We start from the raw sequence: 25,005 nt of genomic DNA on the forward strand, positions 1-25,005 counted from the left end.
CTGCCACATCGAGTGATGTTCTAGGACGCAGAGTGGACACGACCAGGGTGTCGAGCACGGCCTTCGACGGCACGGCCCACGCGCCGGCGCACGCGCGCAAGTTCGTGCGCCAGGTGCTCGGCGAATGGCGCCTGAGCCATCTGACCGAGGACGCCGTGCTGCTGACCAGCGAACTCGTCACGAACGCGGTGGTGCACGCGGGCACGGGGGTCGAGCTGACCTGCCGCCTCGACGTGGACGCCAGCCCGGCCAAGCTCGAGATCGAGGTCGACGACCACCACCCCACCCGCACCATCCCGGCCGCGGAGCCCGCCTCCTGCGAGGGCTCGCTGCAGACCTCGGGGCGCGGCCTGGCGCTGGCCGGGATGCTGGCCGACGCCTGGGGCGTCACCTACACCAGGACCGCCAAGCGGGTCTGGGTGCGCATGGAGCTCGGCGAGGGCTGCGAGCCCGCCGGGCCCGGCCACGGGTCCGGCCCGGTCTCCGGCCCCGCCGCGGCGCCGCTCGACGGCCTGCACATCGGCGTCGTGGTCTGCGACCTCGACGGGGTCGTACGGTCGTGGAACTCCGAGGCGGAGCAGCTGCTCGGCCGGCCGGCGGAGGAGACGGTCGGCCGCTCGCTGAAGGAGCTGGTGGCCTGGCGCGGCCACGGCCCGTACGCGCTGTCGCTGACCGACACGCTGGGCCTGGGCCGCTGGCGCGGCGAGGCGCGCATGCGGCACGCGGACGGCAGGCTCATCCCCGTCTACGTCTCCCACCTGCGCACCCGCGGGCACGCCGGGGAGCGCGGGGCGATCTGGATGATCGTGTCGGCCGACCACCGCTACGTCCTGGCGCCGCCGCCCGCGCCGCTGCGCGGCGAGCCGGGCCGGCGCATCAAGGACCTGCTCGACCATGACATGCCCTTCGCCGAGCTGCTGGCCACGATCGCCCGGATCGTGAACGTCTCCAGCGGCGGCGACGCCGCGTACGTGCTGCTGTGCGGCGAGGACGGCAACCGGTTCGGCGTGGCGGCGGGCGCGGGCGCGACGGCGGGGCTGGTGGGCGTGCTGGCCACCGGCGTGTTCGGCGCCGACCGCAAGACGCCCGCCGTGGTCGAGGACCTGCTCGCCGGGGACGTCGAGCTGGCCCAGCAGCTCCGCGCCAGGTCGCTGGCGTGCGCGCCGCTGCTCGTGTCCGGCGAGGTGATCGGCTACCTCGTCGTGACCGCCGCCCAGCCCGGCCGGTTCGACCAGGATCTCACCGTCAGCCTGCAGCACATCGCCGACCAGGTGGCCGTCCCGGTGCAGCGCGAGCGGCTGGCCGAGCAGGACCGCGCGCACCGCGGGCGGCTGTCGTTCCTGGCCGAGGCGGGCGAGCTGCTGGCCGGCGTGCACGACGAGGAGCTGATCGCGGCGCTGACCGCCCAGCTCGTGGTGCCCAAGATCGCCACCTGGGCGGCGGTCTACCTGACCGACCTGGCCGGCATGACCAGGCTCGCCCACGTCTGGCACAGCGAGGAGCGCCACAACGCCGACCTGCGCAAGTCGCTGCCCGCGATCCCCCGCACCGCGCTCGACGAGGTGAGCTGGCCGGTGGGCCCCGAGACCGTGCTGGCCTTCCCGCTGCTGACGCAGGGCCGCTCGCACGGCGCGCTGGTGATCGGCCGCGCCGAGCCGACGCTGCCGCTGGAGCTGGCCGACCTGCTCGCCGACCTGTGCCGCCTGGTGGCGCTCAACCTGCACACGGCCATGCTGTACGCCCGGCAGGCCACCACCTCCCGGGTGCTGCAGCGCAGCCTGCTGCCCATGCGCGTGGCGCCCATGCCGGGCCTGGAGTCCGCGGTGGTCTACGAGCCGGCCGAGGAGGGCGCCGACGTCGGGGGCGACTTCTACGACCTGTTCACGGTGGCCGACCACTGGTGCTTCGCGCTGGGCGACGTGTGCGGCAGCGGGCCGGAGGCGGCCGCGGTCACGGGCCTGGCCAGGCACGCCGTACGCCTGCTCGCCAAGGAGCACTACACCGTGGCCGATATCTTCGACCGGCTCAACCAGGCGCTGCTGGAGGAGGGCGAGGAGGGCAGGTTCCTCAGCCTGCTGTGCGGGGAGCTGACCCCGCTCCCCCAGGGCGGCGCGCTGTGCACGATCGCCTCGGCGGGCCATCCGCCGCCTCTCCTGCTGCGCCCGAACGGCGAGGTCCAGGCCATGGCCACCCCGCAGCTGCTGCTCGGCATCGAGGCCGGCGCCAGGTTCTACGTGGAGTCGTTCGAGCTGGCGCCGGAGGAGGTGCTGCTGTGCGTCACCGACGGCGTGACCGAGCGGCGCAACGGCGACCGCATGCTGGACGACGGCGACGGGCTGGCGGCGCTGCTGTCCGGCTGCGCGGGGCTGAGCGCGCACGCGGTGGCCGAACGGGTGCGGCACGCCGTCGAGACGTTCGCCTCCGAGCCGTCCCAGGACGACGTGGCCCTGCTCGTCATCAAGGCCAGCGCCGCCCTGCGCACCGTCACATGAACCGGTAGGTGGTCGTCGAGGTGCGGCGCTCGCCCGGCCGCAGCACCGTGGAGGGGAACTGCGGCTGGTTGGGCGAGTCGGGGTAGTGCTGCGTCTCCAGGCACAACCCGGCGAACGGCCCGTACGGCGTGGCGTCCCCGTCGAGCATGCTGCCCGAGTAGAACTGCACGCCCGGCTCGGTGGTGGTGACCTCCATGGTCAGGCCGCCGGCCGTCACCCTGGCCGCGCCGTTGAGCACGAAGCAGTGGTCGTAGGCGCCGTCGTACCGCTCGCCGACCGCGTGCGGCTCGGTGAAGTCGAACGGCGTGCCCTTGACCGGGGCCGGCTCGCCGGTCGGGATCTTGTTCTCGTCCACCGGGAGGTAGTGGTCGGCCTCCATCTGGACGACGTGGTCGAGCACGTCGCCGCCGCCCTTGAGGTTGAAGTAGGAGTGGTTGGTCAGGTTGATCACGGTCGGCGCGTCGGTCTCGGCCGCGTAGTCGATGCGCAGCGCGTCGTCGGCCAGCGTGTACGTCACCGAGGCGGTCAGCGTGCCCGGGTAGCCCTGGTCGCCGTCGGGGCTGGTCAGCGTGAGCGTGACCGACGAGGGGGTGCGGTCGGTGATCGTCCACACCTTGCTGTCGAAGCCCTCGGTGCCGCCGTGCAGGCTGTTGGGGCCGTTGTTGACCGGCAGCCGGAACTCGACGCCGTCAAGGGTGAAGCGGGCTCCGGCGATGCGGTTGCCGTACCGGCCGACGACGGCGCCGAAGTAGCGGCTGCGGGTGCGGTAGTCGTCGAGCGTGTCCAGCCCGAGCACGACGTTGACCCCGGACACCTCCAGCGTGCGCACGATCGCGCCGTAGGTGAGCACCTCGGCGCGCAGCCGTCCCGACGACAGCTCTACGCACTCCACCTGCTCACCCGACGGCAGCGTTCCGAAGTTCATGTCTGTGCCCTTCCCGTGGACTCGCGGACTATGAGGGCGGTGTCGAGGGTCACTGTCGCGCCCTCGCCCCCCGACTGCAGCAGCAGATCGACGGCCATCCTGCCCGCCTGCACGGCCGGCATGGCGACCGTGGTGAGCTTGGGACGGTTGAGCCGCCCCGGCAGGATGTCGTCGAACCCGACCACACTTATCTGGTCTGGTACCCCTATCTCCATCGCCGACAGGCCCTCAATGAGGCCGAGCGCGACGAGGTCGTTGTAGGCGAGCACCGCGGTCGCGCCGCAGGCGGCCACCTCAGGGGCGACGGCCAGGCCGCCCGCCTCCGTCGGCTGGTTGGGGCCGAAGAAGACCAGGTCGAGGCCCGGCGTCTCGGCGGCCACGCCCTGCATCTCGTTGCTGGTCCACGAGCCGATGGGCCCGGACACGAGCGCGATCCTGCGGTGGCCGAGCTCGGCGAGGTGGTCCAGCGCGAGCCTGGCGCCCTGGGCGACGTTCATGAGCACGGCGGGCATGCCCTTGATGCGCCGGTTGACGACCACGAACGGCACGTCCTCCGCCAGGCGCTCGATCATCTTGTTCGACAGCCGGGGGCTGCACAGCAGCACGCCGTCCACCTGCTTGGTGAACGTCCTGATCAGCTCTTCCTCGACGCGCGGGTCCTCGTCGGTGTCGGCCACGAACACGTGGTAGTCCCGCCCCCTGGCCTGCGCCTGGGCGGCCTTGATGAGGGGCGGGAAGAACGGGTTGGAGATGTCGGCCACGATGAGACCCATGTTGAACGTGCGTCCCGTGGTGAGTGCCCTGGCCGCCCGGTTGGGCCGGTAGCCGAGGTCGTCCGCGGCGGCCAGCACCCTGCTCCTGGTGGCAGGATTGACCAGGTGGGGCGCCGAGAAGGTGCGCGACACGGTGGACACGTGGACGCCGCAGGCCCGGGCCACGTCCTTGATCGTCGCCGCCATCGCCGCCCTCCCTTGCAAACGGTTGCTAGATCAAACCTTGACGTTTACCTCCGACCCCGTCAAGGTTCTTGCAACCGGTTGCTAAGAGACATCTCTTCCAGCCACCAGGTGCGGGCTCGCTGTTCGCCTCGGAGCAGGCGTCCGACAAGCAGGTGGAGTCGCACCGCCACCCCAACCGGGGCGCGGGCCGCCGCCGTGCGGCCGGCACGGGCGCAGGCTCCGTCAGGCGGCGGGGGCCGGGGTCACCACTTGCCGCCCAGTTCGTTCAGGGTGAAGATGCCGCCCGCGCGGTCGTGCACCGGGTCGGACAGGTCGGGCTCGCCGTGTTCGGCGATGAGGCCGGCGGCGAAGGGCTCGGAGGAGTCGCGCGAGACGTACCCGATGGCCTTGGCCTCCTCCAGCGACCACCAGCGGCGGGGGTTGTCGGAGACGCCCCAGACGACGTGGTAGCCGGGTGCGGTCAGCCCCGCCTCGACCAGGCACGCGAGGTCGTCGGCGGAGATCCAGGTGGCCAGCCCGCGCGTGTCGAGCGGGCCCTCGTTGCAGGTGCCGAGCCGGATCACGGTGACGTTCATGCCGAAGCGGTCGTGGTAGAGGCTGCCGAGCGCCTCCATGACGACCTTGCTCACGCCGTAGTAGGTGTCGGGCCGCGGGAAGGCGTAGTCGGGCAGGTCCTCGCCGTTGTCCGGCCGGGTGTGGAAGCCGGCGGCGTGGTGGCTGCCCATGAGGACGACGTGCCGGACCCCCTCCTTGTACGCCGCCTCCAGCAGCACCTGGGTCCCGTTGATGTTGGCGTGCACGATGTCGGCCCAGGGATGCTCGCGGCTCTGGCCGCCGAGGTGCAGCACGGCGTCCACGCCCTTCATGGCCGCGGCCATGGCCTCCGGGTCGGCCAGGTCGGCCGTCACCCACTCCTCGCCGGCTCCCGGCTCCATCGGCTGCAGATCGGAAAGCCGCAGCGTACGGCCGTCGCGGGCGAGCCTCGGCCGAAGCAGCGTCCCGACCTTTCCCGCGGCCCCTGTCATAAGAATGCGCATGTCTCCATGATGTACACGATTCTGACCGAAATTCACATCCTTGAATATTGACCGTGAGCCATGCCACTAGTTACGTTCACAGACACACATCCAAGTCCACGACTCATGTCCACATATGTGAACAGGAGGCGGTCTGATGTCACATCGTCTGCTGGGAGTCGCGATCATGACGACTCTCGCCTTAGGACTGACAGGCTGCGGTTCCGGGGGATCATCCGGTTCGGACGACACTCTGGAGATCTGGATCAGACAGGCGGCCGATTCCGACGCCGCCAAGACAGCGCAGAAGCTCGCCGGCGCATTCACCAAGGCCAGCGGCGTGAAAACGAAAGTGGTCGCTCTTTTCGACGACTTCGAGACCAAGCTGAACCAGCAGGCGGCGCAGAAACAGCTCCCCGACATCGTCATCAATGACACCGCGCAACTCGGCAACATGCAGTCGCAGGGCTGGCTGCAGGAAGTCGACAAAGCCTCACTGGCCGGCGGCGACCAGCTCGCGGAAACCGCCTGGAAGGCCGCCACGGGCAGCGACGGAAAGTTCTACGCCGCCCCGTTCTCCGCGCAGTCCTTCGCCCTGATCGTGCGCAAGGACTGGCGCGAGAAGGTCAAGATGGAACCACCCGCCACCTGGGAGGACCTCTCCAAGCTGGCCGTCGCGTTCACCGAGCGGGACCCCGACGGCAACGGCCAGAAGGACACCGCCGGCTTCGTCGCCCCGGCGGGCACCAAACGCGGCTACGCCTCCTGGTACGCCTCCTCGCTCATTTACGCCAACGGCGGCGAATTCATCAAGTCGGCGGGCAACGGAAAGTACGCCGCCACCGTGAACGACCCCAAGACCGTCGAGGCCGTCCAATACCTCCAGGACCAGTTCTGCAAGACCAAGACCGTCAACCCGGGCGCCGTCAGCAATGACACGACGGTCACGCACGAGGTGTTCGAGAAGGGCCAGGGCGGCATTTACCTGGTGGGGCCGTACGTGCTGGCCAGGTTCGTCAACGCCATCGGCACCGACAAGATCGAGGTCCTGCCCGTGCCCAAGGGCCCGTCCGGTGGCCCCGGCACGCTCGGCGAGGGCGAGAACGTCTACATCATGGCCGGGTCGGAGCACAAGGACGCGCAGAAGAAGTTCGCCGAGTTCGCCATCTCCCCCGAGGGCCAGCGGATCGGCATGAACAAGGACGCCAACGGCGCCATCGTCCGCCTCCCCGTGAACACCACGGTGGACATGTCCGCCGAGCGCCAGGACCCGCGCTGGAAGGTGTTCCAGGAGTCGTACGCGCACGCCGTCTACGCCCCGCCGGTGCCCAACTGGGCGCCGATCCGCCAGACCTCCGCCGACACCATCAACGCGGTCTGGGCCGACTGCTCCGCCGACGTCAGAACGGCGATGGATGAGCTGAACACCAAGCTCACCCAGGAACTGCAGAGCCAGAAAGCCTCATGACCTCCACACTCACCCCGGCGCGCGGCCGGACGGCGCCCCCCGGTCATCCGCCCAAGCCGGCGCGGTGGCGGGGGCCGCTGGTCGCCTGGCTGTTCCTGGCGCCCGCGCTGCTGCTCTTCCTGTACTTCAAGTTCATCCCGATGTTCGTGGGCTTGTGGAAGAGCCTGTTCAAGGTGCAGACCTTCCTCGGCGACGAGTGGGTCGGCCTGCAGAACTACCAGACGATCATCAATGACGACGAGTTCGCCGCCGCCATCTGGCACAGCGTCGTCCTGGCTCTGGGCACCACGATCGGCTCGATCGTGCTCGGCCTCGGCCTGGCCCTGCTCATCGAGGGCCCCGCCCGCTACCTGTGGTTCATCAGGACCGCCGCCTTCCTGCCGGTCGTCACCACGATGGCGGCCGTGGCCGAGGTCTGGCGCATCATGTTCCACCCGGCCGACAACGGCATGCTCAACATCATCATCGGCTGGGCCGGCATCGACCCCCAGCCCTGGCTGGCCAGCGAGGACTCCTCCCTGTGGTCGATCATGATGATGAGCATCTGGCGCGGCACCCCGTACGACATGATGATCTTCCTGGCCGGCCTGGTCGGCGTGGACCGCACCCTGTACGAGGCCGCCGCCGTGGACGGCGCCTCCACCTGGCGCCGCCTGCGCCACATCACGCTGCCCGCCCTGCGCCCGGTGTTCTGGATCCTGTTCACGCTGGCGGCCATCCGCGGCCTGCGGGTGTTCGTCGAGGTGTACGTCCTCACGAACGGCGGCCCGAACGGCTCCTCCGAAGTGCTGATGACGTTGATCTACAAGCTCGGGTTCCAGAAGAACGAGCTGGGGGTGGCTTCGGCGGGCGGCATCGTGCTGTTCCTCGCCACGCTGGCGCTCACGGTGATCGTGCAGATGCTGCGCAGGAGGCAGGCCACATGAGACCCCACCCCGCCCCCAGACCCCACACCCCAGACCTCACCCGGGCACCCCGCACCCCCAGCCCGGACGCTCCGCGGAAGCGGCACACCCCGGAACCGGACCTGACAAAATTGGACACCACACAACAACCCGGTAACGCGAAGCCGCACATTACCCAGCAACCCGGTAACGCGAAGCCGCACATTACCCAGCAACCCGACAACCCGAAGCCGCACACCACACAGCAACCCGACGGCGCGAGGCCGCACACCACATCGGGCAACGCCTCTTCCTCCGGACCGCCGCCGAACAAGCGACCCCGCACTCCGAGTCGTGATCTCTCCCGGAAACCCCGCACCCCGAGCCCCGGCCTCACCCGGAAACCCCGCACCCCCAGCCCCGGCCTCACCCGAGAACCTCACACCCCGAGCCCAACTGCCCTGCGGAAACTTCACACCCTGGAACCGGGCAACGTGAAACGGGGCATCACGCAGAACCCTGACAACGCGAGGCCGGACACCGCACAGAAGCTCCGCCCCACGGGACCAGACCTCACACGAAAACGCCACGACCCGAGCCCGGACACCACATGGCCACCCCGCGCCACGAAGCCTGACGCCACACAGCAACCCCGCACCACGGAACCCGACACCACACAGGATCTCGCCACCACACAGAGCCGCAGCACCAACCGGAAGAACCGCGGCATCCAGAGACCAGACGCGGCACAGGCGCCCAGCACCACGAGACGGGACAGCCGACAGAAACCCAGCATCACAACACCGGGCATCACCCGGAGACCCGGCATGACAACACCAGACCCCGCACAGACACCCGGCGGCTCCAGACCAGACCTTGGACGCAAACCAGGAAGCGCCGGATCACACCCCGCCCCGAAGACAAGCGGCCTGACGCCACTCCTCCACCGCGGCAGCCTGACACCGCCCCTCCCCAAATCCTCCAGAAGCTCCCAATCCTCCAAATCCCCGGAATCTCCCAGACTTCCCGAATCTCCCGGCTCTCCCATAACCCCCAGATCTTCCAAACCCTCCGGAATGCCCACGCCTCCCAGGCCCTCCGGAATGTCCACATTGCGCACGCCCTCCGAAACGTCCAGATCTCCCAAGCCCTCCGGAACGTGCAAATCTTCAAGACCCTCCAGAACCGGCAGACCTTTCGGACCCCACAGAACTGGCAGACCTTCCGGACCCTACAGAACTGGCAGACCTTCTGAACCCCACAGAAACCCCGAACCTTCTATAACCCCACAAACCACCAGATCCCCCATCACTCCACACCCGAACGGGAGGCAGTCGTCGTCATGAGGTTCGACAGCGCCCTGGGCCTGGAGTCACGGCGGGGCCCTTGGGCAACCACCGGAAAAATCATCATTTACGGCCTCATGGTGGTCGTCTTCACCGGACCACTGGTCGGGCTCCTGATGAGCACGTTCAGCAAGACCCTCGACCCCACCTCGTTCACCCTCTGGCCGGACGACTTCACCCTCGACAACTTCATCCAGGCCAAGAACAAGAACGTCTACCTGTACCTGCTCAACTCGTTCATCGTCGTGGGCTTCGGCCTGCTCCTGCAGATGCTGGTGAGCGTCTTCGCCGCGTACTCGCTGGCCCGCAAGAAGTTCCGCGGCATGACGTTCGTGATGCTGCTCATGCTCACCACGATGATGCTCCCCGAGGAGATCATCGCGATCCCCCTCTCCCTCGTCCTGGCCGACCTGCCGGTGTTCCACCTGAACCTCATCGGCACGTACGCCGGCATGATCCTGCCCGTCGGGGCCTGGGGCTTCTCCATTCTCGTCATGACCGAGTTCATGAAGGAGGTGCCGGTCGAACTGGAGGAGGCCGCGCGCATCGACGGCGCGGGCGAGCTGCGCATCTTCGCCACGATCATCGTGCCGCTGTGCCGCCCCGCGCTCGGTGTGATCGGCGTCTTCGGCTTCACCATGATCTGGGACCAGTACCTGCTGCCTCTGATCGTCGCACCCACGTCCGACATGTGGACGCTGCCCATCGCGCTGCGCTCGCTCCGCTCGGACGAGGAGGTGGGCATCGGCGTACTGCTCGCGGCCTCGTTGCTGGCCCTGCTGCCCTCGATCATCGCGTTCCTGGCATTCCAGCGGCAGTTCATGCGCGGCCTGACAAGCGGCGCGATCAAGGGTTAGGTGTCCATGTATATGGACGCTATCCAATATCCTGGATCTTCAAAGCCGCCGAAGGATACGAGATGGGATGAGCATGGAGCAGCCCCAGCTGGTCAAGTCCGCGGAGCGGACCGTACGCATCCTGGAAACGCTCGCCGAATCACACGACAGTCTGACCCTGTCGGAGCTCCAGCAGCGGACCGGCTTTCCCCGCAGCAGCCTGCACGCCCTCATGCGGACGCTGGTCAAGCTTAATTGGGTCGAGACCGACTCGGCCCGATCGGCGTTCGGCATCGGGCCGCATGCGCTCCTGACCGGCACGGCCTACCTCGACAAGGATCCCGCGCTGCCGTTCGCCCAGGACTGCCTGGAAGACCTGCGGGACGAGATCGGGCAAACCGTCCATTTCGCCCGGCGGGACGGGGCACACGTGCTCTACCTGGCGACCAGAGAGTCCCGCGAGGCCGACCACATCATCCCCAGGGTGGGCCGGCGGCTGCCCGCCCACGTCACGGCGCTCGGGCAGGTGCTGCTCGCCCAGCTCACCGATGACGAGGTCGAGGCACTGCTGCCGGAGCCGCTCACCGCGCTGACCGAGCACACGATCACCGACCTGACCAAGCTGACGGGAGAGCTCGACCAGGTCCGCACCAGAGGCTGGTCGTACGAACGCGAGCAGGGCACGCGAGGCGTGGCCTGCGTGGCCGTGGCGGTGGACTACCGCATCCCCGCCACGGACGCGATCAGCTGCTCGATGCCGGCGGAACTCGCGCCCGCCGAGGTCGAGCCGATCACCGAAGCGGTCATCCGACACACCCGCAAGCTGGCTGCCACGCTCCGCAGGGAGGGCATCCGCTAGAAAGGATTCGTTGATGCGGTTAGACGGCGTTCTCTTCTTTCCGGTGACCCCGTTCGGCCCCGATGGCAACCTCGCGGAACCGATCCTGGCCCGCCACGTCGCCGAGGGGGTCGCGGCCGGAGCGGGAGGAGTGTTCACCGCGTGCGGCACAGGCGAGTTCAACGCGCTCGACCTGGAGGAGTACACCCGCGTGGTGTCGACCGCCGTCACGGCCACCGCCGGCCGCGTCCCCGTCTTCGCCGGCGCCGGCGGCCCGCTCCCGACCGCCAGAGCCTTCGCCCGCGCCGCGGCCGCCGAAGGCGCCGACGGCCTGCTCCTGATGCCTCCCTACCTGGTCACCGGCCCCACCGCCGGCCTGGTCCGGTACGTACGCGAAGTGACGGCGGCAAGCGACCTCCCCGTCATCGTCTACCAGCGCGGCACCGCCCGCTTCACCCCCGCCGCCGTCGCCGACCTGGCCGTGACGGTGCCGAACGTGGTGGGTTTCAAGGACGGTCTGGGCGACTTCGACCTGCTGCAGCGCATCATCCTGACCGTACGCGGAGTGACGGACAAGGACTTCACCTTCTTCAACGGCCTCCCCACGGCCGAACTGACCGTGCCCGCCTATCGCGGCCTCGGCGTGAACCTGTACTCCAGCGCTGTCTTCGCCTTCGCCCCCGAGATCTCCCTGGCCTTCCACAAGGCGGTGACCGGCGGGGACGAGGCCCTCGTACAGCGTCTCCTCACCGACTTCTACCTACCGCTGGTGGAGCTGCGCGACAGCGTCCCCGGTTACGCCGTCTCCCTGGTCAAGGCCGGAGCCCGCATCCGCGGCCTGAACGTGGGCGGCGTCCGCCCCCCACTCACAGATCCCAGCCCGGATCACCTCGAAACCCTGAAACACCTCATCACCCAAGGCCTCCACCTGACCACCGCCGACCCCTCGACCTGACCACCGCCCACCAGCGCTTCCACAGTCACTCCCGGAAGAGACGTGCTCGGAGCCCCGGCGGGCTCAAGATGACGATGCGGAGCACCGGGAGATGTCCCGCGCCTGCACCAAGGCCGGTGAAGTGGCAGGCGCCTACGCCGCCCCGCTTCCACGCCAGGCGGCCTCCACCACCACCCGCCTGCCCGACCGGACAGCATGACCCGAAACCCGCCTGCCCGACCGGACAGCATGACCCGGAACCCATCGGCGTCCCCAGCACCACCTCCCCCTCCCGCCGGGACATCACCGTGAGCGCCGGGTCGAAGCGCCACAGGCTGCGCAGCCTTCAACAATCAGACAACATCGCGCCCAGCCAGCTTCCGTGACCAGCCGGCTGGCCGACTGAACTACTTTCCGTAACCAGCCGACTTTCGAGCAGCGGACTTCCGCAACCAGCGGGACTCCCCCAACCAACGGACTCCCCCAACCAACGGACTCCCACGCCCAGCGGACTCCACGCCCAGGGGGACTTCCGGGACCAGCCAGCTTCCGCGGCCAGCCAACGTGCGACCAGACGGCTTCCCATCCAGGCGATATCCGTGACCAGACAGCTACCGCCACCGGTGATCCTTCCAGGACCACGCGGCCTCCGCGGTCAGACGACAGCCCCGACGAACCGGCTTCCCCAGACTGGTTGCGCCCGCGGAAGAGAAGTACGAGCGTGACCCGCTCACAGGCGTGGAAATCGTGAAACGGTGACGGCCATCGCGTGATCCTTCAAGGCGCAAACCAAAGATCGAAGGAGGCACGTGATGGCCGCGGACAACAGTGTGAGGCCCCAGCAGCACCTGGCGCAGGGAAACCCCGACCGGTGACCCCCACTTATTGAGATCCACCTCTGAAGACCATGTCCACCGCGTTACGCCCGACCCAGGCCCAAACTTCAGACCCCAAGGCTCAGGACCAGCCCAAACGCCGGGACCGCAAACCTGAGGATCGAGCCCAAACCTGGGACCGCGAACCTCAGTGCCAACCCCGAACCTTCGACCCCGACCTCAGATAACAGCCCCCGAACCTCCGACCCAACCTCACAGCCCGGAACCCCAACCCCAAAGCTCACAGCCCGGGACCGCAGACCCCAAACCTCACAGCCCGGGACCGCAGACCCAAAGCTCATAGCCCAAACCTTGGGCCCAACCTCAGATCAGCCTCAAACCTTGGACCCCAACCTCAGATCGCAGCCCCGTCCTCCGGCTCCAAACCTCAGGCTTCGGCTACTAGGCGATCCTGAGAGGCGGAAGGCGGGGTCGTGCGTCGCCGACCTGCCACGCAGGGAACCGGTCATCGATTCACCACAGCCCAGGCCGGCGACTCCAGTCACGCCATCGCTCAGGCCTGCAGCCGACCGTCGACCCTCCGCGGGATGGACAGCGGGTTGCCCTCCTTGAGCTCATCCGGCAGCAGCGTGTCCGGCCAGTCCTGGTAAGCGGTCGGAGCGAGCCACCGGTCGATGGCCGTAGCTCCCACCGACGTGTACGGCGTCGTAGCAGCAGGCCAGGGACCACCGTGGTGCATGGCCCAGCACACCGCGACACCGGTCGGCCACCCGTTCCAGATGAGCCGCCCAGCCCTCTTGGCCAGCGCCTCGGCGACATCCCCCGCCTCCTCCGGCCGGGTGCCGTGAACGGTCGCGGTCAGCGACCCTTCCAGCCGCTCAAGCACCGGCCGCAGGTCCGAAACCTCCCGGTACGTCACCACGATGGACGCCGGCCCGAAGCACTCCTCACCGATCTGCGGCAACTTCTGCGCGAACGTCTCGAGGTCGACGGTGAACACCTTGGGCGTGACAGCCCAGCTGCCCTCCCCCGGCTTGCCCTCGGCCAGCAGCCGCAGCTCGCCCAGCCGCTCGACGCCTCCGAGGTACCCGTCCCTGATTCGCTCGGCGAGCATCGGCCCACCGCTGGTCCCCTCGACGGCCTCCACGATCGCCTGCTGCAGCTCGTCCCCCTCGGGCACGAACATGAGCCCGGGGTTCGTGCAGAACTGCCCGACCCCCAGCGTCAGGGACGACGCGAAACCGGCGGCCACCTCCTTCACCGGCGCCGACGGAAGCACGACCACGGGGTTGACGCTGCCGAGCTCACCGAAGAACGGGATCGGCACCTCCCGCTCGTCGATCAGCTTCTGGATCGCCTTGCCCCCGGCCACGGAGCCGGTGAAGCCGGCCGCGACCACACCGGGGTGCTGTACGAGATCGACACCGGCCTGCATGCCCTGCACGAGCCCGAGCAGATCGGGGTTCGGCAGCGCCTCCCGTACGATCTTCGCCACCCGCTCCGACGTGTTCGGGTGCCCGGGGTGCGCCTTGACGACCACGGGGCATCCCGCCGCCAGCGCGGAGGCGGTGTCACCACCGGCCACGGAGAACGCGAACGGAAAGTTGCTCGCCGCGAACACGGCCACGACGCCCTGCAGAGGGTGCTTCATCCTGCGCACGTCCGGCCGGGGCGGCGTGAGCGAAGAGTCAGCGTGATCGATGATGGCGTCGAGGTAACCGCCATCCCTGATCACCTCGGCGAAGAGCCTGAACTGCCCCGCCGTACGCGCCACCTCGCCCCGCAGCCGCACCTCGCCGAGCGCGGTCTCCTGGTCGGCGAGCTGCCACAACTCGTCCACGTGGGCGGCAAGCGCGCCGGCGACCGCCTCCAGCGCAACGGCCCGCTCGGCAGCCGGGGTCGCCCGCCACGCCGCCCCCGCGGCGGCCGCAGCGGAAACGATCGCGTCGACCCCGGCGCTGTCGGTCTCGGGCAGGGCTGCGCCCACGGTCTCGCCGGTCCTGGGGTCGTGTCCGTAGATCATCGAATGGCCCTTCGGAGTCTTGACACTTCTTCAACCTGATTCTTACAGTTGCGGCAACTTGTCCACAAATCTGGCAATCGTTCACATACATGGACGGCGTGCGATGATCATCAGGCAGATCCACGTAACACCTGTCGCTTTCCGGGATCCGCCTCTCCTGAACGCCGCCGGAGTCCACGAGCCATGGGCTCTCCGTACCATTGTCGAGGTCGTCACGGACGAGGGCCTGACCGGGTTGGGCGAGACCTACGGCGACCTCGATCATCTCGGCAAGGTACGTGAATGCGCCCAGGCCCTGATCGGCCTCGACGTCCATGCCCTGAACACGATGTACGCCCGGATCTCCGCGATTGTCGGCGCAACGGTGCCCGACCTGCACGGCCTGACCGGCGCCACCACCAAGGAGAAGAGCGTCGACCGGATCTTCTCCCCCTTCGAGGTGGCCTGCCTCGACATTCGCGGTAAAGCGGCCGGAGTTCCGGTGAGCGAACTCCTGGGCGGCAAGGTCAGGGACGCGGTGCCGTACAGCGCATATCTCTTCTACAAGTGGGCAGGCCACCCGGGCGATGAGCCCGACCGCTTCGGCGGCGCGCTCGACGAGCCCCGCATCATCGAGCAGGCCCACCTCCTCATCCAGGAGTACGGCTTCACCTCGATCAAGCTCAAGGGCGGCGTCTTCCCCCCTGACCAGGAGATCGCCGCGATCCGCGCCCTGCACGAGGCGTTCCCCGAAGTGCCGCTCCGCCTGGACCCGAACGCCGCCTGGTCGGTGGCGACTTCGATCCGCGTGGGCCGTGAACTCGAAGGCGTCCTCCAATACCTGGAAGACCCGACCGCCGGCATCGACGGCATGGCGCAGGTGGCCGCCGCCGTCCCCATGCCCCTCGCCACGAACATGTGCGTGGTCACCCCGGAGCACTTCCCGCCTGCGATGGCGTCGCGCGCGATCGGCGTACTCCTCCTGGACCACCACTATTGGGGCGGCCTCGTACGTTCTTCCCACATCGCCGCCATGTGTGACACATTCGGCATCGGCCTGTCCATGCACTCCAACTCCCACCTCGGAATCAGCCTGGCCGCCATGACCCACCTGGCCGCGGCCACGCCGAACCTCACGTTCGCCTGCGACACGCACACCCCCTGGCAGGACGGCCAGGACGTGGTCGTGCCAGGCGCCCTCCGCTTCGTGGACGGCGCCGTGCCCGTCCCCACCGCTGCCGGACTCGGCGTGGAATTGGACCGGGACGCGCTGGCGGTGATGAACGAGCAGTACGAGAGGTGCGGTCTCCTGGCCCGCGACGACACGTCGTACATGCAACGCTTCGACCCCTCCTTCTCGGCGAAGAAGCCCCGCTGGTAAATCCAGCCCGGCCACGAACCCCTGGGCCGTCATGACCTGCACAGACCAACACCCGGCCGAGTCCTTCACACGAAGCACGCCACCATTGATCTCGCTGGTGAACGCCGGCACCAAAACCCACTGCTGAACGTCGGCAAGGAGACCTCGTTGATGAACGTCGCCTATCTCTACCCCTGGGACGTGGTCGGGGACCCAACGGCCCCCGGCCGTCTGGCGGACCTGGGCGTGCAAGCGGTCGCCCTGGCGGCCAGCTATCACTCAACGAGGGCGGCCACGCCGTATCACCCTGCCCATCGCGTGCTGGATGTCCCCTATCCGGCCTTCTACCTCCCGATCCGCCCATCCGCCTGGTCCCGCTTGGTCCCCGCCGCCCCCACGTGGACGCCCGCCAACGCCTACCTCCAGGCCAGGGACGCCCTCAAGGCGGCCGGTCTGCAGGTACACGCATGGACCGTCCTCACTCACAACTCCCACCTGGGCTCCGCCAATCCCGACCTCGTCGTACGCAACGCCTTCGGCGACCCGTACCCGTACGCCCTGTGCCCGGCCCACGAGGACGTCATCGAGTACTGCGAGCGCCTCGTCCAGGAGATCCTCGAAGTAGGCGAGCCTGACGGCCTGATCCTGGAAGCCTGCGGCCCCATGGGCTTCGGCCATCAGAGCGTCCACGAGAAGACGGCCGGCGCCGACTGGACCCCAACGGACGTCGACCTCCTCTCCCTGTGCTTCTGCGCCAACTGCGCCCTCCGCTACCCCGAAGGAACAAAGGCCGCCGTCCGCGCCGTGATAGACCGCGCCTCGGCCCCGGCCGCCTCCCTTGGCCTGTCCATCCACGAACACGCCGCCCCCGCCGCTCAAACCACCGCCGCCGCCCCGCTGAACGCTCCGTCCTCCCCTTCAGCAACCGCCGGAGCGCCCGCCTCGTCGAATGCCGGCGCTCCAGAACCCACCACCGCATCGAGTGCACCTGCGTCGAAGTCCGCCCCTCACTCCCACAGTTCCGCATCAACCTCGAACACCCGCACGCCCCGCGCCCCCAGCACCATCGAAGAGGCCCTGGGCCCTCTGGCCGACGAGGTACGCAGGGTCCGCACCGACCTGTCCATCGCACTCCGCCAGCGTCTGATCGCCACCGCCGAAAGAACCGCGCCGGATGTCCCGATCACGCTGCACGCGAACCCGGACCCCTGGGCCACCGGCGCCTTCGCGCCACTGCCCGCAGGTGACGCAGGAGCAGACGTCCTGGTGGCCAACTGCTGGGGCGACCCCACGACGGACGCCGCCCGCCTCGCCCGCCTGAAGGAGCTCTCCGCTCCGGCGCAACGAGTCGGCGCGTATGTCCTGGCCCTCCCGCCCCGCCCGGCCGACGCCGAAGTCCTGGCCGGCCAGCTCAGGACGTACGCCAAGGCCGGGGCCTCGGAGTTTCACCTGTACCACGCCGGCTTGGCCTCCCCCGACCGCCTGTCCGCCCTCGCCACAGCCCTCCGCCTACTGCCGTAATCACCACACCAGTGGCCAAGCCCCATGGCCAGAGTGCCGTGACCGACATCTCAGAAGCGTGACGTCGTGACGCCGGCAAGCCCTTGACCGAGACCTTTGGACCAGGCCCCAGGCTCAGGACCCCCGCGACCGGCTCTCCGGGAGCGGGGCCCTGTGCCCCACACACCCATGGGCGAAGCCTCAACCCAGCACCTACGGCCGGAGCCACGTAACCAGAACTCGTGGCCAGACCCCGCGACCATCAATCCCAGAGCGAGGCACGCGCCCGCGCCCGCATGGGCAGAACCTCGCACCAACACCCCACGACCAACGACCCCGACCCCCAGCACTCTGGAAGCGGGACCCCACAACCCACACGCGCATGGCCGAAAACCACATACCGGCACCTGCGGCCGGAGTCACGTGACCAGAACTCGTGGCCAGGCTCCCGCGGCCAGCACCCTTGGAGCGGAACCCCGTGACCGGCGTCCCCAGGCAGGAGTCTTGTGACCGGCAGCCCCCAGCCGGGGCCATGGACTCGCCGCCAGGGCCTCGTGTGAGCTTCAACCGGCCCGGATAGGTTCTTCATATGACTGATGTGCGAATCGTCTTCCGGAAGTACGGCGGCGCACTGCACTGGAATCACCCCGGTCGGCTACTAGGCGAAGATGAGCACGGCGTTTGGGCGGAAGTCCCAGGCGGAACGGTCGCCCGCAAGGGCGAAGGACCGCCTGTCACGTGGGAGACAACCGCGATCATGCTGTTCCCCCGGGACGCCTGGTGGACGGCGTCGTTCAACACACCGCCACACAAAAGCGAGATCTACGTCGACATCACCACCATCCCTGAATGGAGGGACGGCGAGGTCACCATGCTCGACCTCGACTTGGACGTAATCCGGATGAGGGACGGTCGACTGATTCTCGATGACGAAGACGAATTCGCCGAGCACCAAATTCTACTGAACTATCCACGCGAGCTGATCATGCAAGCAGAAGAGACCGCACAGTGGCTACTCGATGCCGTAGGTGAAAGAAAAGGCCCGTTCGGCGGCGCACACTTGGACTGGCTCGCAAAAACGTACTGACCTGAAGGTCGCGCCCTGCGCGGCGACCATAACTTTACACCCGAGCCAAACCGTAACCCGTTTCGAGCAATGACGCTGCAATCGCTCTGGCGTCACATCGCCATCGTTTCGACGCCAGAGCCTATACCATCACGATCAGTGGGAAGCCAAGCACTCAGCCGGCAGCCGAAACCAATCCGCTCTCATATGCGGCGATGACGAGCTGCGCCCGGTCCCGGGCCTCCAACTTGGCCAGCAACCTGGTGATATGCGTCTTGACCGTAGCCATGGTCACCTGCAGATGAGCCGCGATCTCATTGTTCGACAGCCCCCGCGCGATCAGTGTAAGCACTTGCCGTTCCCGCTCCGTGACCCCCTCCAACCCTTTCACCCTGGGCAGAACGGGTGCACGGGTGAACTCTTCTATCAGCCGGCGCGTTACCCGGGGCGCCAACAGCGCCTCTCCGCCCGCAACCACGCGAATGGCGGAAAGCAAATCCGCCGGCGGCGTATCTTTCAGCAGGAACCCGCTCGCCCCGGCCCGCAGAGCATCATAAACATATGCGTCGAGGTCGAACATCGTAACGACCAGAACCCGCGCGACGTCCTTGATGCGACGAGTAGCCTCGATCCCATCCATGCCGGGCATTCTCACGTCCATGAGCACCACGTCCGGCCGCCGTTCCAGCACGACGTCAACGGCCTCGGCACCGGTCGCAGCCTCGCCCACCACCGCCAGGTCGGGCTCGGAATCGACCAGCACTTTGAAGCTTCCCCTGAGCAACGCCTGATCGTCAGCGATGACGACCCGGATCACAAGACCTCCTCATACGGCAATGTCGCGAACACCCGAAACCCTCGCTGCGGCAGGCTGCCGGCGTCGAGCGTGCCGCCGTACAGCATCACCCGCTCCCGCATGCCGATCAGCCCATGCCCGGTCCCGTCGGAAGGCAAGGTGCGCCTGCCAGGGCCGTCATCGATCACTTCGATCCGCACCTCCTTGCCATTGGCCACCACGGACACCTGGCAGCGGGCCGGCGCGGCGTGCTTGACCACGTTGGTGAGCGCCTCCTGAACGATTCGGTAGACCGACAGCCCCACTCCGTCAGGCAGCCGCTCCCACGCTTCCGTCTCCCCTTCCCCCGCCCCCTCAGCAGAGCTGACACGGAGGTCGAGCTCAACCTCCACTCCCGCCAGCCTGGCCTGCCCGACGAGCCCCCGGATTCCCGCCACGCCGGGCACGGGCGCCCGTTCCGGCACCGCGGTGGACCGCAGCGCACCGAGCAGATGACGCATTTCGACCAGCGCACCCCGGCTTGCGGTCTCGATCACGCGCAGGGCATCGTGCGCTTCCTCCGGCTTGGTCGCCATGACGTGGTTGGCCACCCCCGCCTTGACCGCGATCAGGCCAACGCTGTGTGTGACCACGTCATGCAGCTCACGAGCAATCCGTAACCGCTCCTCGGCCACCGCTTGCGCAGCCCGGCGCTCGGCATCACGGGTCGCATAGGATCTGCGCTCCTGCACGGCGCGGCCGACCGTCCACGCGCCTCCCAGCGCCGCGATGCCCAGAAGCGGCTGGTCAAGGTGCAGCAGCCACCCCGGGGCCCTGTCGGGCGACGCCCCTGTCACCGTCAGCCCCAGGATGGTGACCAGGCACACCGCGCCGACGGCCGCCGTGGGTATCATCGGGCCGCGCCTCCCGGACAGCGCGACGACGTACAGCGCGTACGCCGGCGAGAGATACGCGAGCCCCACCGCGCCGACCAGGGCGGCGTAGACGGCGAGCACCAGCGTGAAGCAGAAGACGGGCAGCGGCCACACCCTGCGCAGCGCCAGGGGCAGCCCCAGCCCGAGGGGGAGGGCGAGCCGCATCCACGGTGGCAGCGCCACCGCCTGGAGCGTCACCGTGATGAAGACGAACGCCGAGCACACACCCGCCACCACATCGAGCACGACCAGCTGGCGACGGCTCATGCGCCGGGCGAAGAAGGGGTGCGTGTCGTTCACGCGTTGAACCGTAGCCGGTGAAGCTGGGCGCGCACGTCAACCCAGGGTTTGACCTTGAAGTTCGAACCCTGGTCCGACGCGCCGGCGGCCCGCCGCCCCGCATCCTTTACCGCGTGATCGAACTCCAGCACCTCACGAAGCGCTACGGCGGCACACTGGCCGTGGACGACCTTTCCTTCAGAGTCGAGCCAGGCCACGTGACCGGTTTCCTCGGCCCCAACGGAGCAGGCAAGTCAACCACGATGCGCCTGATCCTCGGCCTGGACGCGCCGACCTCCGGGCAGGCCCTGGTCAACGGGCGCCGCTACACCTCGCTCAGAATGCCGATGCGCGAGGTCGGCGCACTCCTGGACGCCGGCGCCGTCCATGGTGGGCGCAGCGCCTACAACCACTTGCTCAGCCTGGCCCGCACCAACGGCATCGGCTCCGCGCGCGTGGTGGAGGTGCTTGAGGAGGTGGGGCTGGCGGGTGTGGCGCGCAAGCGGGTGGGCGGGTTCTCTCTGGGCATGAAACAGCGCCTCGGCATCGCGGCCGCGCTGCTCGGCGATCCCGGCATCCTGATGTTCGACGAACCGGTCAATGGTCTTGATCCCGACGGCGTGCGCTGGATCCGCGGCCTGATGCGCTCGCTGGCCGCCGAGGGAAGGACGATCTTGCTGTCCAGCCACCTCATGAGCGAGATGGCCCTCACCGCCGAGCGCATCGTCATCGTCGGCCGCGGCAGGCTCATAGCCGAGGCCACCGTCGCGGAGCTGACCGCCCGCTACCCATCTCTGGAAGACGCCTACATGGCTCTGACCTCGGACAGCGTCCAGTATGGAGCGGCCCGATGAAGTCGGTCCTCTCCTCCGAGTGGGTGAAACTCCGCTCCCTGGCCTCGACCTACCACACAATCGGCACCGCAGCCCTGATGCTGGTCCTGGGTGTCTTGTGGACGTTCTACGTGAGCAGCCTCGCCGACGAGCGCGGCTCCCTGCGGGCAGCCGCTCCCGAGCAGGGCTTCCTGCCGCTGCTCCAGATGAGCCTGGCCGTGCTGGGCGTGCTCGCGATCACCTCCGAATACGCCACGGGCGTGATCCACACCAGTCTGATCACCGTCCCGAAACGTGGCAGGTTACTCCTCGCCAAGGCGGGGATCGTCGGCATCGCCACGTTCCTGGCCGCCAGCCTGATCCTCCTTGTCACGTACGGGGCAAGCCGTCTGATCGCGGGCGGTCGCCGTCTCGGTTTCAACGAGGCTTCGTTCGCCGACGACCTGCCCATGCTGCTCTCCTCTGGCCTGTCGGCCACCGCCCTGGCCCTGGTAGGGCTCGGCCTCGGCGCCGCCATCCGGTCAACGGCGGGCGCCATCGTCTCGGTCGTCGCCCTGCTGTTCGTGCTGCCCGGGGTGGTCAACTACCTGCCGCCGCCGTGGAACACGCGCCTGGCCACGATCCTCCTGCCCAACCTGGTCCCGCAGATAGTGGAGCAGCGGCTCTCGTCCCGCCTGGGAGACGGTCTCCTGCCTCCTTGGGCCGCGCTCGGCGTGCTCCTCATCTACCCGATCATCGCCCTCATCATCGGTCTCATCGCACTCGAACGGAAAGACGCATGACCGCCACCGGGCTTCCTGCCCCCAGCCGGCCCGCGCTCGTGCCGCCCCGCCGTGCCACCGACTCCCCTGCACAGCCTCCCCATCCCGGCACGGGCAGCTCCTCCCCCGTGGGAAACCTCTCAGTGACACGTCCTTGGCGGGGAACGAGCACGTGGGCAAGCCGTCTCAGCCCTGCACGGGTGCGGGCATGAGCGTCCTCAGCTCCGAATGGCTGAAAATTCGTTCGGTCCGCTCGACCTACCTGATCCTGGGCCTCGGCGTCAGCACGATCCTCCTGGGCCTCGTCCTCGCCACATCGGCAGCCGGCGCCTACGACGCCGCGCCCCCCGAGCAGCAGGCAGCTGCCCGCATCGCCGACCTGGAGGAAGCGCTCATCATCATGCCGCAGCTGTGCATGGGCATCCTGGGCGTCCTCGTCGTCACCTCCGACTACGCCACGGGCCTGATCAGGACGAGCCTGACCCTCGTTCCGCGCCGCTGGCCCGTCGTCGCCGCCAAGTCCGCCGTCGTCGGCGCGCTGGCTCTGCTCGTCGGTGCTTTGGCGGTCTTCGGCACCCATCTCACGGCTCGGAGCGTGCTCGGCGGCCGCTTCTCCGGCGCATACGCCACGGCATTCGCAGATCGGCTGCCGCTACTGGTCGCCCTCACCCTCACAGTCCCGGTGTTCGCGCTACTCGGCACAGGACTGGGCGCGCTCCTGAGATCCGCGGCCGGAGCCACGTCCGTCATCGTCGGCTTCGTCTACGTGATCCCCATCATCGTGGGCAACATCCCCGAGCCATGGAGCGAACGCCTCGGCTCACTGATGATCAGCGCGTTGCCGCGCCAGATCACCGGCGATCACATCACGACCTCGGTGTACGGCTCGCTCCTGCCCCCGCCGGCGGCCGCCGCGGTCATGCTCGCGTACGCCGCTGCCCCCCTCGTGTCGGCCACCTGGCTCGTACGCCGAAGGGACGTCTGACATGCGGGCCCGGAGACCGGCGGCGGGTCCGCGAGCAAGGCTCGATCGCCTCGACATCACCGTGCGCCAACGGGCCGTGGCCCGGCTGCGACAGGCACGGTGCATGATCCGGCGCATCGGAATTCGTCTCACCGGGCCCTACGGCCCCAGCCACGCTGTCTTTCCTGCGCCCGAGCGGCCTGGCATCGGCCGCCCGCGCGCCGCCAGAGGCTTCGTGCTTCCGCGGGTACGGCAGGTGAGGAAGCCTGCCGTACCGTTGGGAGGCTCAGACCTCGAGCACCACAGGGATGATCATCGGCCGGCGGCGATAGGTGTCGCTCACCCAGCGCCCCACCGTGCGGCGCACGACCCGGCGGATCTCCTGCATGTCGACCACGCCGTCCGCGGCCTTCTCCTGAAGGGCTCGTTCGATCTGCGGGATGAACTGGTCGAACTGCATGGGGTCTATGCCCGAACCCCGTGCGTGGATTTCAGGACCGGCGGTGAGCTTGCCCGTGTTGGAGTCGACCACGATCACCACGGAGATGAAGCCCTCATCGCCGAGGATGCGGCGATCCTTCAGCGAGGTGTCAGTGATCTCGCCCACCGACGAGCCGTCGACGTAGACATACCCGGCGTGGACTGCACCCACGATCCTCGCCCGCCCGTCGACCAGGTCCACCACGACGCCGTCCTCGGCGATCACGATGTGATCCTCCGGCACGCCGGTGAGGGCGGCCAGCTTGGCGTGGGCACGCAGGTGGCGCCATTCGCCGTGCACCGGCATGAAGTTGGACGGACGGGTCAGGTTGAGAACGTACAGCAGCTCGCCCGCGGCCGCGTGTCCGGAGACGTGCACCTTGGCGTTGCCCTTGTGGACGACCCTGGCGCCCCACCTCGTCAGGCCGTTGATGACCTTGTTCACGGCGGTCTCGTTCCCCGGCACCAGCGACGAGGCCAGCAGCACGGTATCGCCCTCGGCGATACGGATGGGGTGATCCCGATTGGCCATCCTCGACAACGCCGCCATCGGCTCGCCCTGAGACCCGGTGCACACCAGGACCACGTCCTGCGGCGGCCAGTCCTCGATATCGCGCGAGTCGACGATGAGCTCCGGCGGGACTTTCAGGTATCCGAGGTCCCGGGCCACGCCCATGTTGCGCACCATGGACCGCCCGACCAGGGCCACCTTGCGGCCATGCCTGGCGGCGGCATCCATGACCTGCTGGATGCGGTGCACATGCGAGGCGAAGCTCGCCACGATGACGCGCTGCTCGGAGGTGCGGATCACCTCGTCGATGACCGGCCCGATCTCCCGTTCGCTGGTGACGAAGCCCGGCACCTCGGCGTTGGTGGAGTCGGACATCAGCAGGTCGACGCCCTCTGTGCCGAGTCTGGCGAAGCCGCCGAGGTCGGTGAGCCGGCCGTCGCTCGGCAACTGGTCCATCCGGAAGTCACCGGTGTGCAGGACTATGCCCGCGGGCGTACGGATCGCGACGGCCAGCGCGTCGGGAATGGAGTGGTTGACCGCGAGGAACTCGCAGTCGAACGGCCCGAATATGTGCCGCTCGCCCTCCACGACCTCGAGCTTGGTCGGCTGAATCCTGTGCTCGGTCAGCTTGGCCTCGATCAGGGCAAGCGTGAGCCTGGAACCGATGAGCGGAATATCGCGCCGCTCGCGCAGAAGATAGGGAACCGCCCCGATGTGGTCCTCGTGGGCATGTGTCAGCACCACGGCTTCGACGTCGTCGAGCCGGTCCCTGATGTATTCGAAGTCAGGCAGGATGAGGTCGACACCCGGCTGGTCCGGCTCGGGGAACAGCACCCCGCAGTCGACGATGAGCAGGCGGCCGTCGTATTCGAAGACGGCCATGTTCCTGCCGATTTCCCCCAACCCGCCGAGCGCGACAATGCGCAAGCCGCCTTCAGGCAGCACCGGCGGGGGGCCAAGCTCAGGATGCGGATGGCTCATGCCTGGCCCCCACGGTCAGATCTT

At 68.4% G+C, this 25,005-nt stretch carries 18 protein-coding genes and 1 pseudogene; 12 read left to right on the forward strand and 7 right to left on the reverse strand.

The features are described 5' to 3' along the window. Nucleotides 1-32 precede the first annotated feature (32 nt). Complete coding sequence (locus tag IO39_RS48930) at nt 33-2,492, forward strand: SpoIIE family protein phosphatase (protein WP_043640788.1); 2,460 nt, start codon at nt 33-35, stop codon at nt 2,490-2,492. Here the strand turns inward: IO39_RS48930 and IO39_RS48935 are convergent. The 3 genes from IO39_RS48935 to IO39_RS48945 form a co-directional block, all read right to left on the reverse strand. Further along, entirely contained in the window at nt 2,485-3,417 is a 933-nt protein-coding gene (locus IO39_RS48935) for an aldose epimerase family protein (protein ID WP_043640791.1), read from the reverse strand. The two genes, IO39_RS48930 and IO39_RS48935, sit on opposite strands and share 8 nt — an antisense overlap. After that, complete coding sequence (locus IO39_RS48940) at nt 3,414-4,376, reverse strand: LacI family DNA-binding transcriptional regulator (protein ID WP_043640794.1); 963 nt, start codon at nt 4,374-4,376, stop codon at nt 3,414-3,416. Before IO39_RS48940 ends, IO39_RS48935 begins: the two co-directional genes overlap by 4 nt. A gap of 242 nt (nt 4,377-4,618) precedes the next feature. Further along, nucleotides 4,619-5,413 carry an NAD-dependent epimerase/dehydratase family protein gene (locus IO39_RS48945; protein ID WP_043640797.1) on the reverse strand — a complete coding sequence of 265 codons (795 nt, stop codon included), beginning with the start codon at nt 5,411-5,413 and terminating at the stop codon, nt 4,619-4,621. Nucleotides 5,414-5,579: 166 nt separating this feature from the next. Between IO39_RS48945 and IO39_RS48950 the strand changes: the two genes are divergently transcribed. The 5 genes from IO39_RS48950 to IO39_RS48970 all read left to right on the forward strand — a co-directional run bounded on the left by IO39_RS48950 (nt 5,580) and on the right by IO39_RS48970 (nt 11,719). Next, complete coding sequence (locus IO39_RS48950) at nt 5,580-6,860, forward strand: sugar ABC transporter substrate-binding protein (RefSeq protein WP_281200415.1); 1,281 nt, start codon at nt 5,580-5,582, stop codon at nt 6,858-6,860. Continuing rightward, nucleotides 6,857-7,786, forward strand: a complete 930-nt coding sequence (locus IO39_RS48955) for a carbohydrate ABC transporter permease (protein ID WP_043640803.1) — start codon at nt 6,857-6,859, stop codon at nt 7,784-7,786. Before IO39_RS48950 ends, IO39_RS48955 begins: the two co-directional genes overlap by 4 nt. Before the next feature lie 1,381 nt (nt 7,787-9,167). After that, entirely contained in the window at nt 9,168-9,947 is a 780-nt protein-coding gene (locus IO39_RS48960) for a carbohydrate ABC transporter permease (RefSeq protein WP_245642703.1), read from the forward strand. Between the two features lie 67 nt (nt 9,948-10,014). Next, nucleotides 10,015-10,785, forward strand: a complete 771-nt coding sequence (locus IO39_RS48965; protein WP_043640807.1) for an IclR family transcriptional regulator — start codon at nt 10,015-10,017, stop codon at nt 10,783-10,785. A 13-nt stretch (nt 10,786-10,798) separates the two neighbouring features. After that, on the forward strand, nt 10,799-11,719 hold the full coding sequence (locus IO39_RS48970) for a 5-dehydro-4-deoxyglucarate dehydratase (RefSeq protein WP_043640809.1): 921 nt from the start codon (nt 10,799-10,801) through the stop codon (nt 11,717-11,719). A gap of 1,368 nt (nt 11,720-13,087) precedes the next feature. On the opposite strand, the gene IO39_RS48975 is transcribed toward IO39_RS48970, so the two are convergent. Next, complete coding sequence (locus tag IO39_RS48975) at nt 13,088-14,557, reverse strand: aldehyde dehydrogenase (NADP(+)) (RefSeq protein WP_043640812.1); 1,470 nt, start codon at nt 14,555-14,557, stop codon at nt 13,088-13,090. 103 nt (nt 14,558-14,660) lie between these two features. On the opposite strand from IO39_RS48975, the gene IO39_RS48980 reads away from it, so the two are divergent. The 3 genes from IO39_RS48980 (at nt 14,661) to IO39_RS48990 (ending at nt 18,483) form a co-directional block, all read left to right on the forward strand. Further along, the gene (locus IO39_RS48980; RefSeq protein ID WP_043640814.1) at nt 14,661-15,917 is read left to right on the forward strand and encodes a glucarate dehydratase family protein; all 1,257 of its coding nucleotides are present in this window, start codon (nt 14,661-14,663) and stop codon (nt 15,915-15,917) included. A gap of 150 nt (nt 15,918-16,067) precedes the next feature. Further along, nucleotides 16,068-17,417, forward strand: coding sequence for a hypothetical protein (locus IO39_RS57300; RefSeq protein WP_043640816.1), 1,350 nt, complete (start codon nt 16,068-16,070; stop codon nt 17,415-17,417). Between the two features lie 568 nt (nt 17,418-17,985). Further along, nucleotides 17,986-18,483 (forward strand): DUF402 domain-containing protein, encoded by a 498-nt coding sequence (locus IO39_RS48990; RefSeq protein WP_043640819.1) that lies wholly within the window; start codon nt 17,986-17,988, stop codon nt 18,481-18,483. Nucleotides 18,484-18,637: 154 nt separating this feature from the next. On the opposite strand, the gene IO39_RS48995 is transcribed toward IO39_RS48990, so the two are convergent. Further along, nucleotides 18,638-19,279: a response regulator gene (locus IO39_RS48995; protein WP_043640823.1), complete on the reverse strand. Its 642-nt coding sequence runs from the start codon at nt 19,277-19,279 to the stop codon at nt 18,638-18,640. Further along, entirely contained in the window at nt 19,276-20,472 is a 1,197-nt protein-coding gene (locus IO39_RS49000; protein WP_211267433.1) for a sensor histidine kinase, read from the reverse strand. The genes IO39_RS48995 and IO39_RS49000 overlap by 4 nt, the downstream gene beginning before the upstream one ends. Nucleotides 20,473-20,585: 113 nt before the next feature. Between IO39_RS49000 and IO39_RS49005 the strand changes: the two are divergent. From IO39_RS49005 to IO39_RS49015, 3 genes and pseudogenes are all read left to right on the forward strand, one after another. Further along, nucleotides 20,586-21,239: pseudogene (locus IO39_RS49005) on the forward strand (ABC transporter ATP-binding protein); the annotation flags it as partial. A gap of 62 nt (nt 21,240-21,301) precedes the next feature. Beyond that, on the forward strand, nt 21,302-22,066 hold the full coding sequence (locus IO39_RS49010; protein ID WP_043640827.1) for an ABC transporter permease: 765 nt from the start codon (nt 21,302-21,304) through the stop codon (nt 22,064-22,066). A 187-nt stretch (nt 22,067-22,253) separates the two neighbouring features. Further along, complete coding sequence (locus IO39_RS49015; RefSeq protein ID WP_043641043.1) at nt 22,254-23,030, forward strand: ABC transporter permease subunit; 777 nt, start codon at nt 22,254-22,256, stop codon at nt 23,028-23,030. Nucleotides 23,031-23,295: 265 nt separating this feature from the next. Here IO39_RS49015 and IO39_RS49020 read toward each other — a convergent pair whose 3' ends face one another. Further along, entirely contained in the window at nt 23,296-24,981 is a 1,686-nt protein-coding gene (locus tag IO39_RS49020; protein WP_043640830.1) for a ribonuclease J, read from the reverse strand. Between the last annotated feature and the right edge of the window lie 24 nt (nt 24,982-25,005).

Source organism: Nonomuraea candida (assembly GCF_000725485.1).
Lineage (GTDB): Bacteria > Actinomycetota > Actinomycetes > Streptosporangiales > Streptosporangiaceae > Nonomuraea > Nonomuraea candida.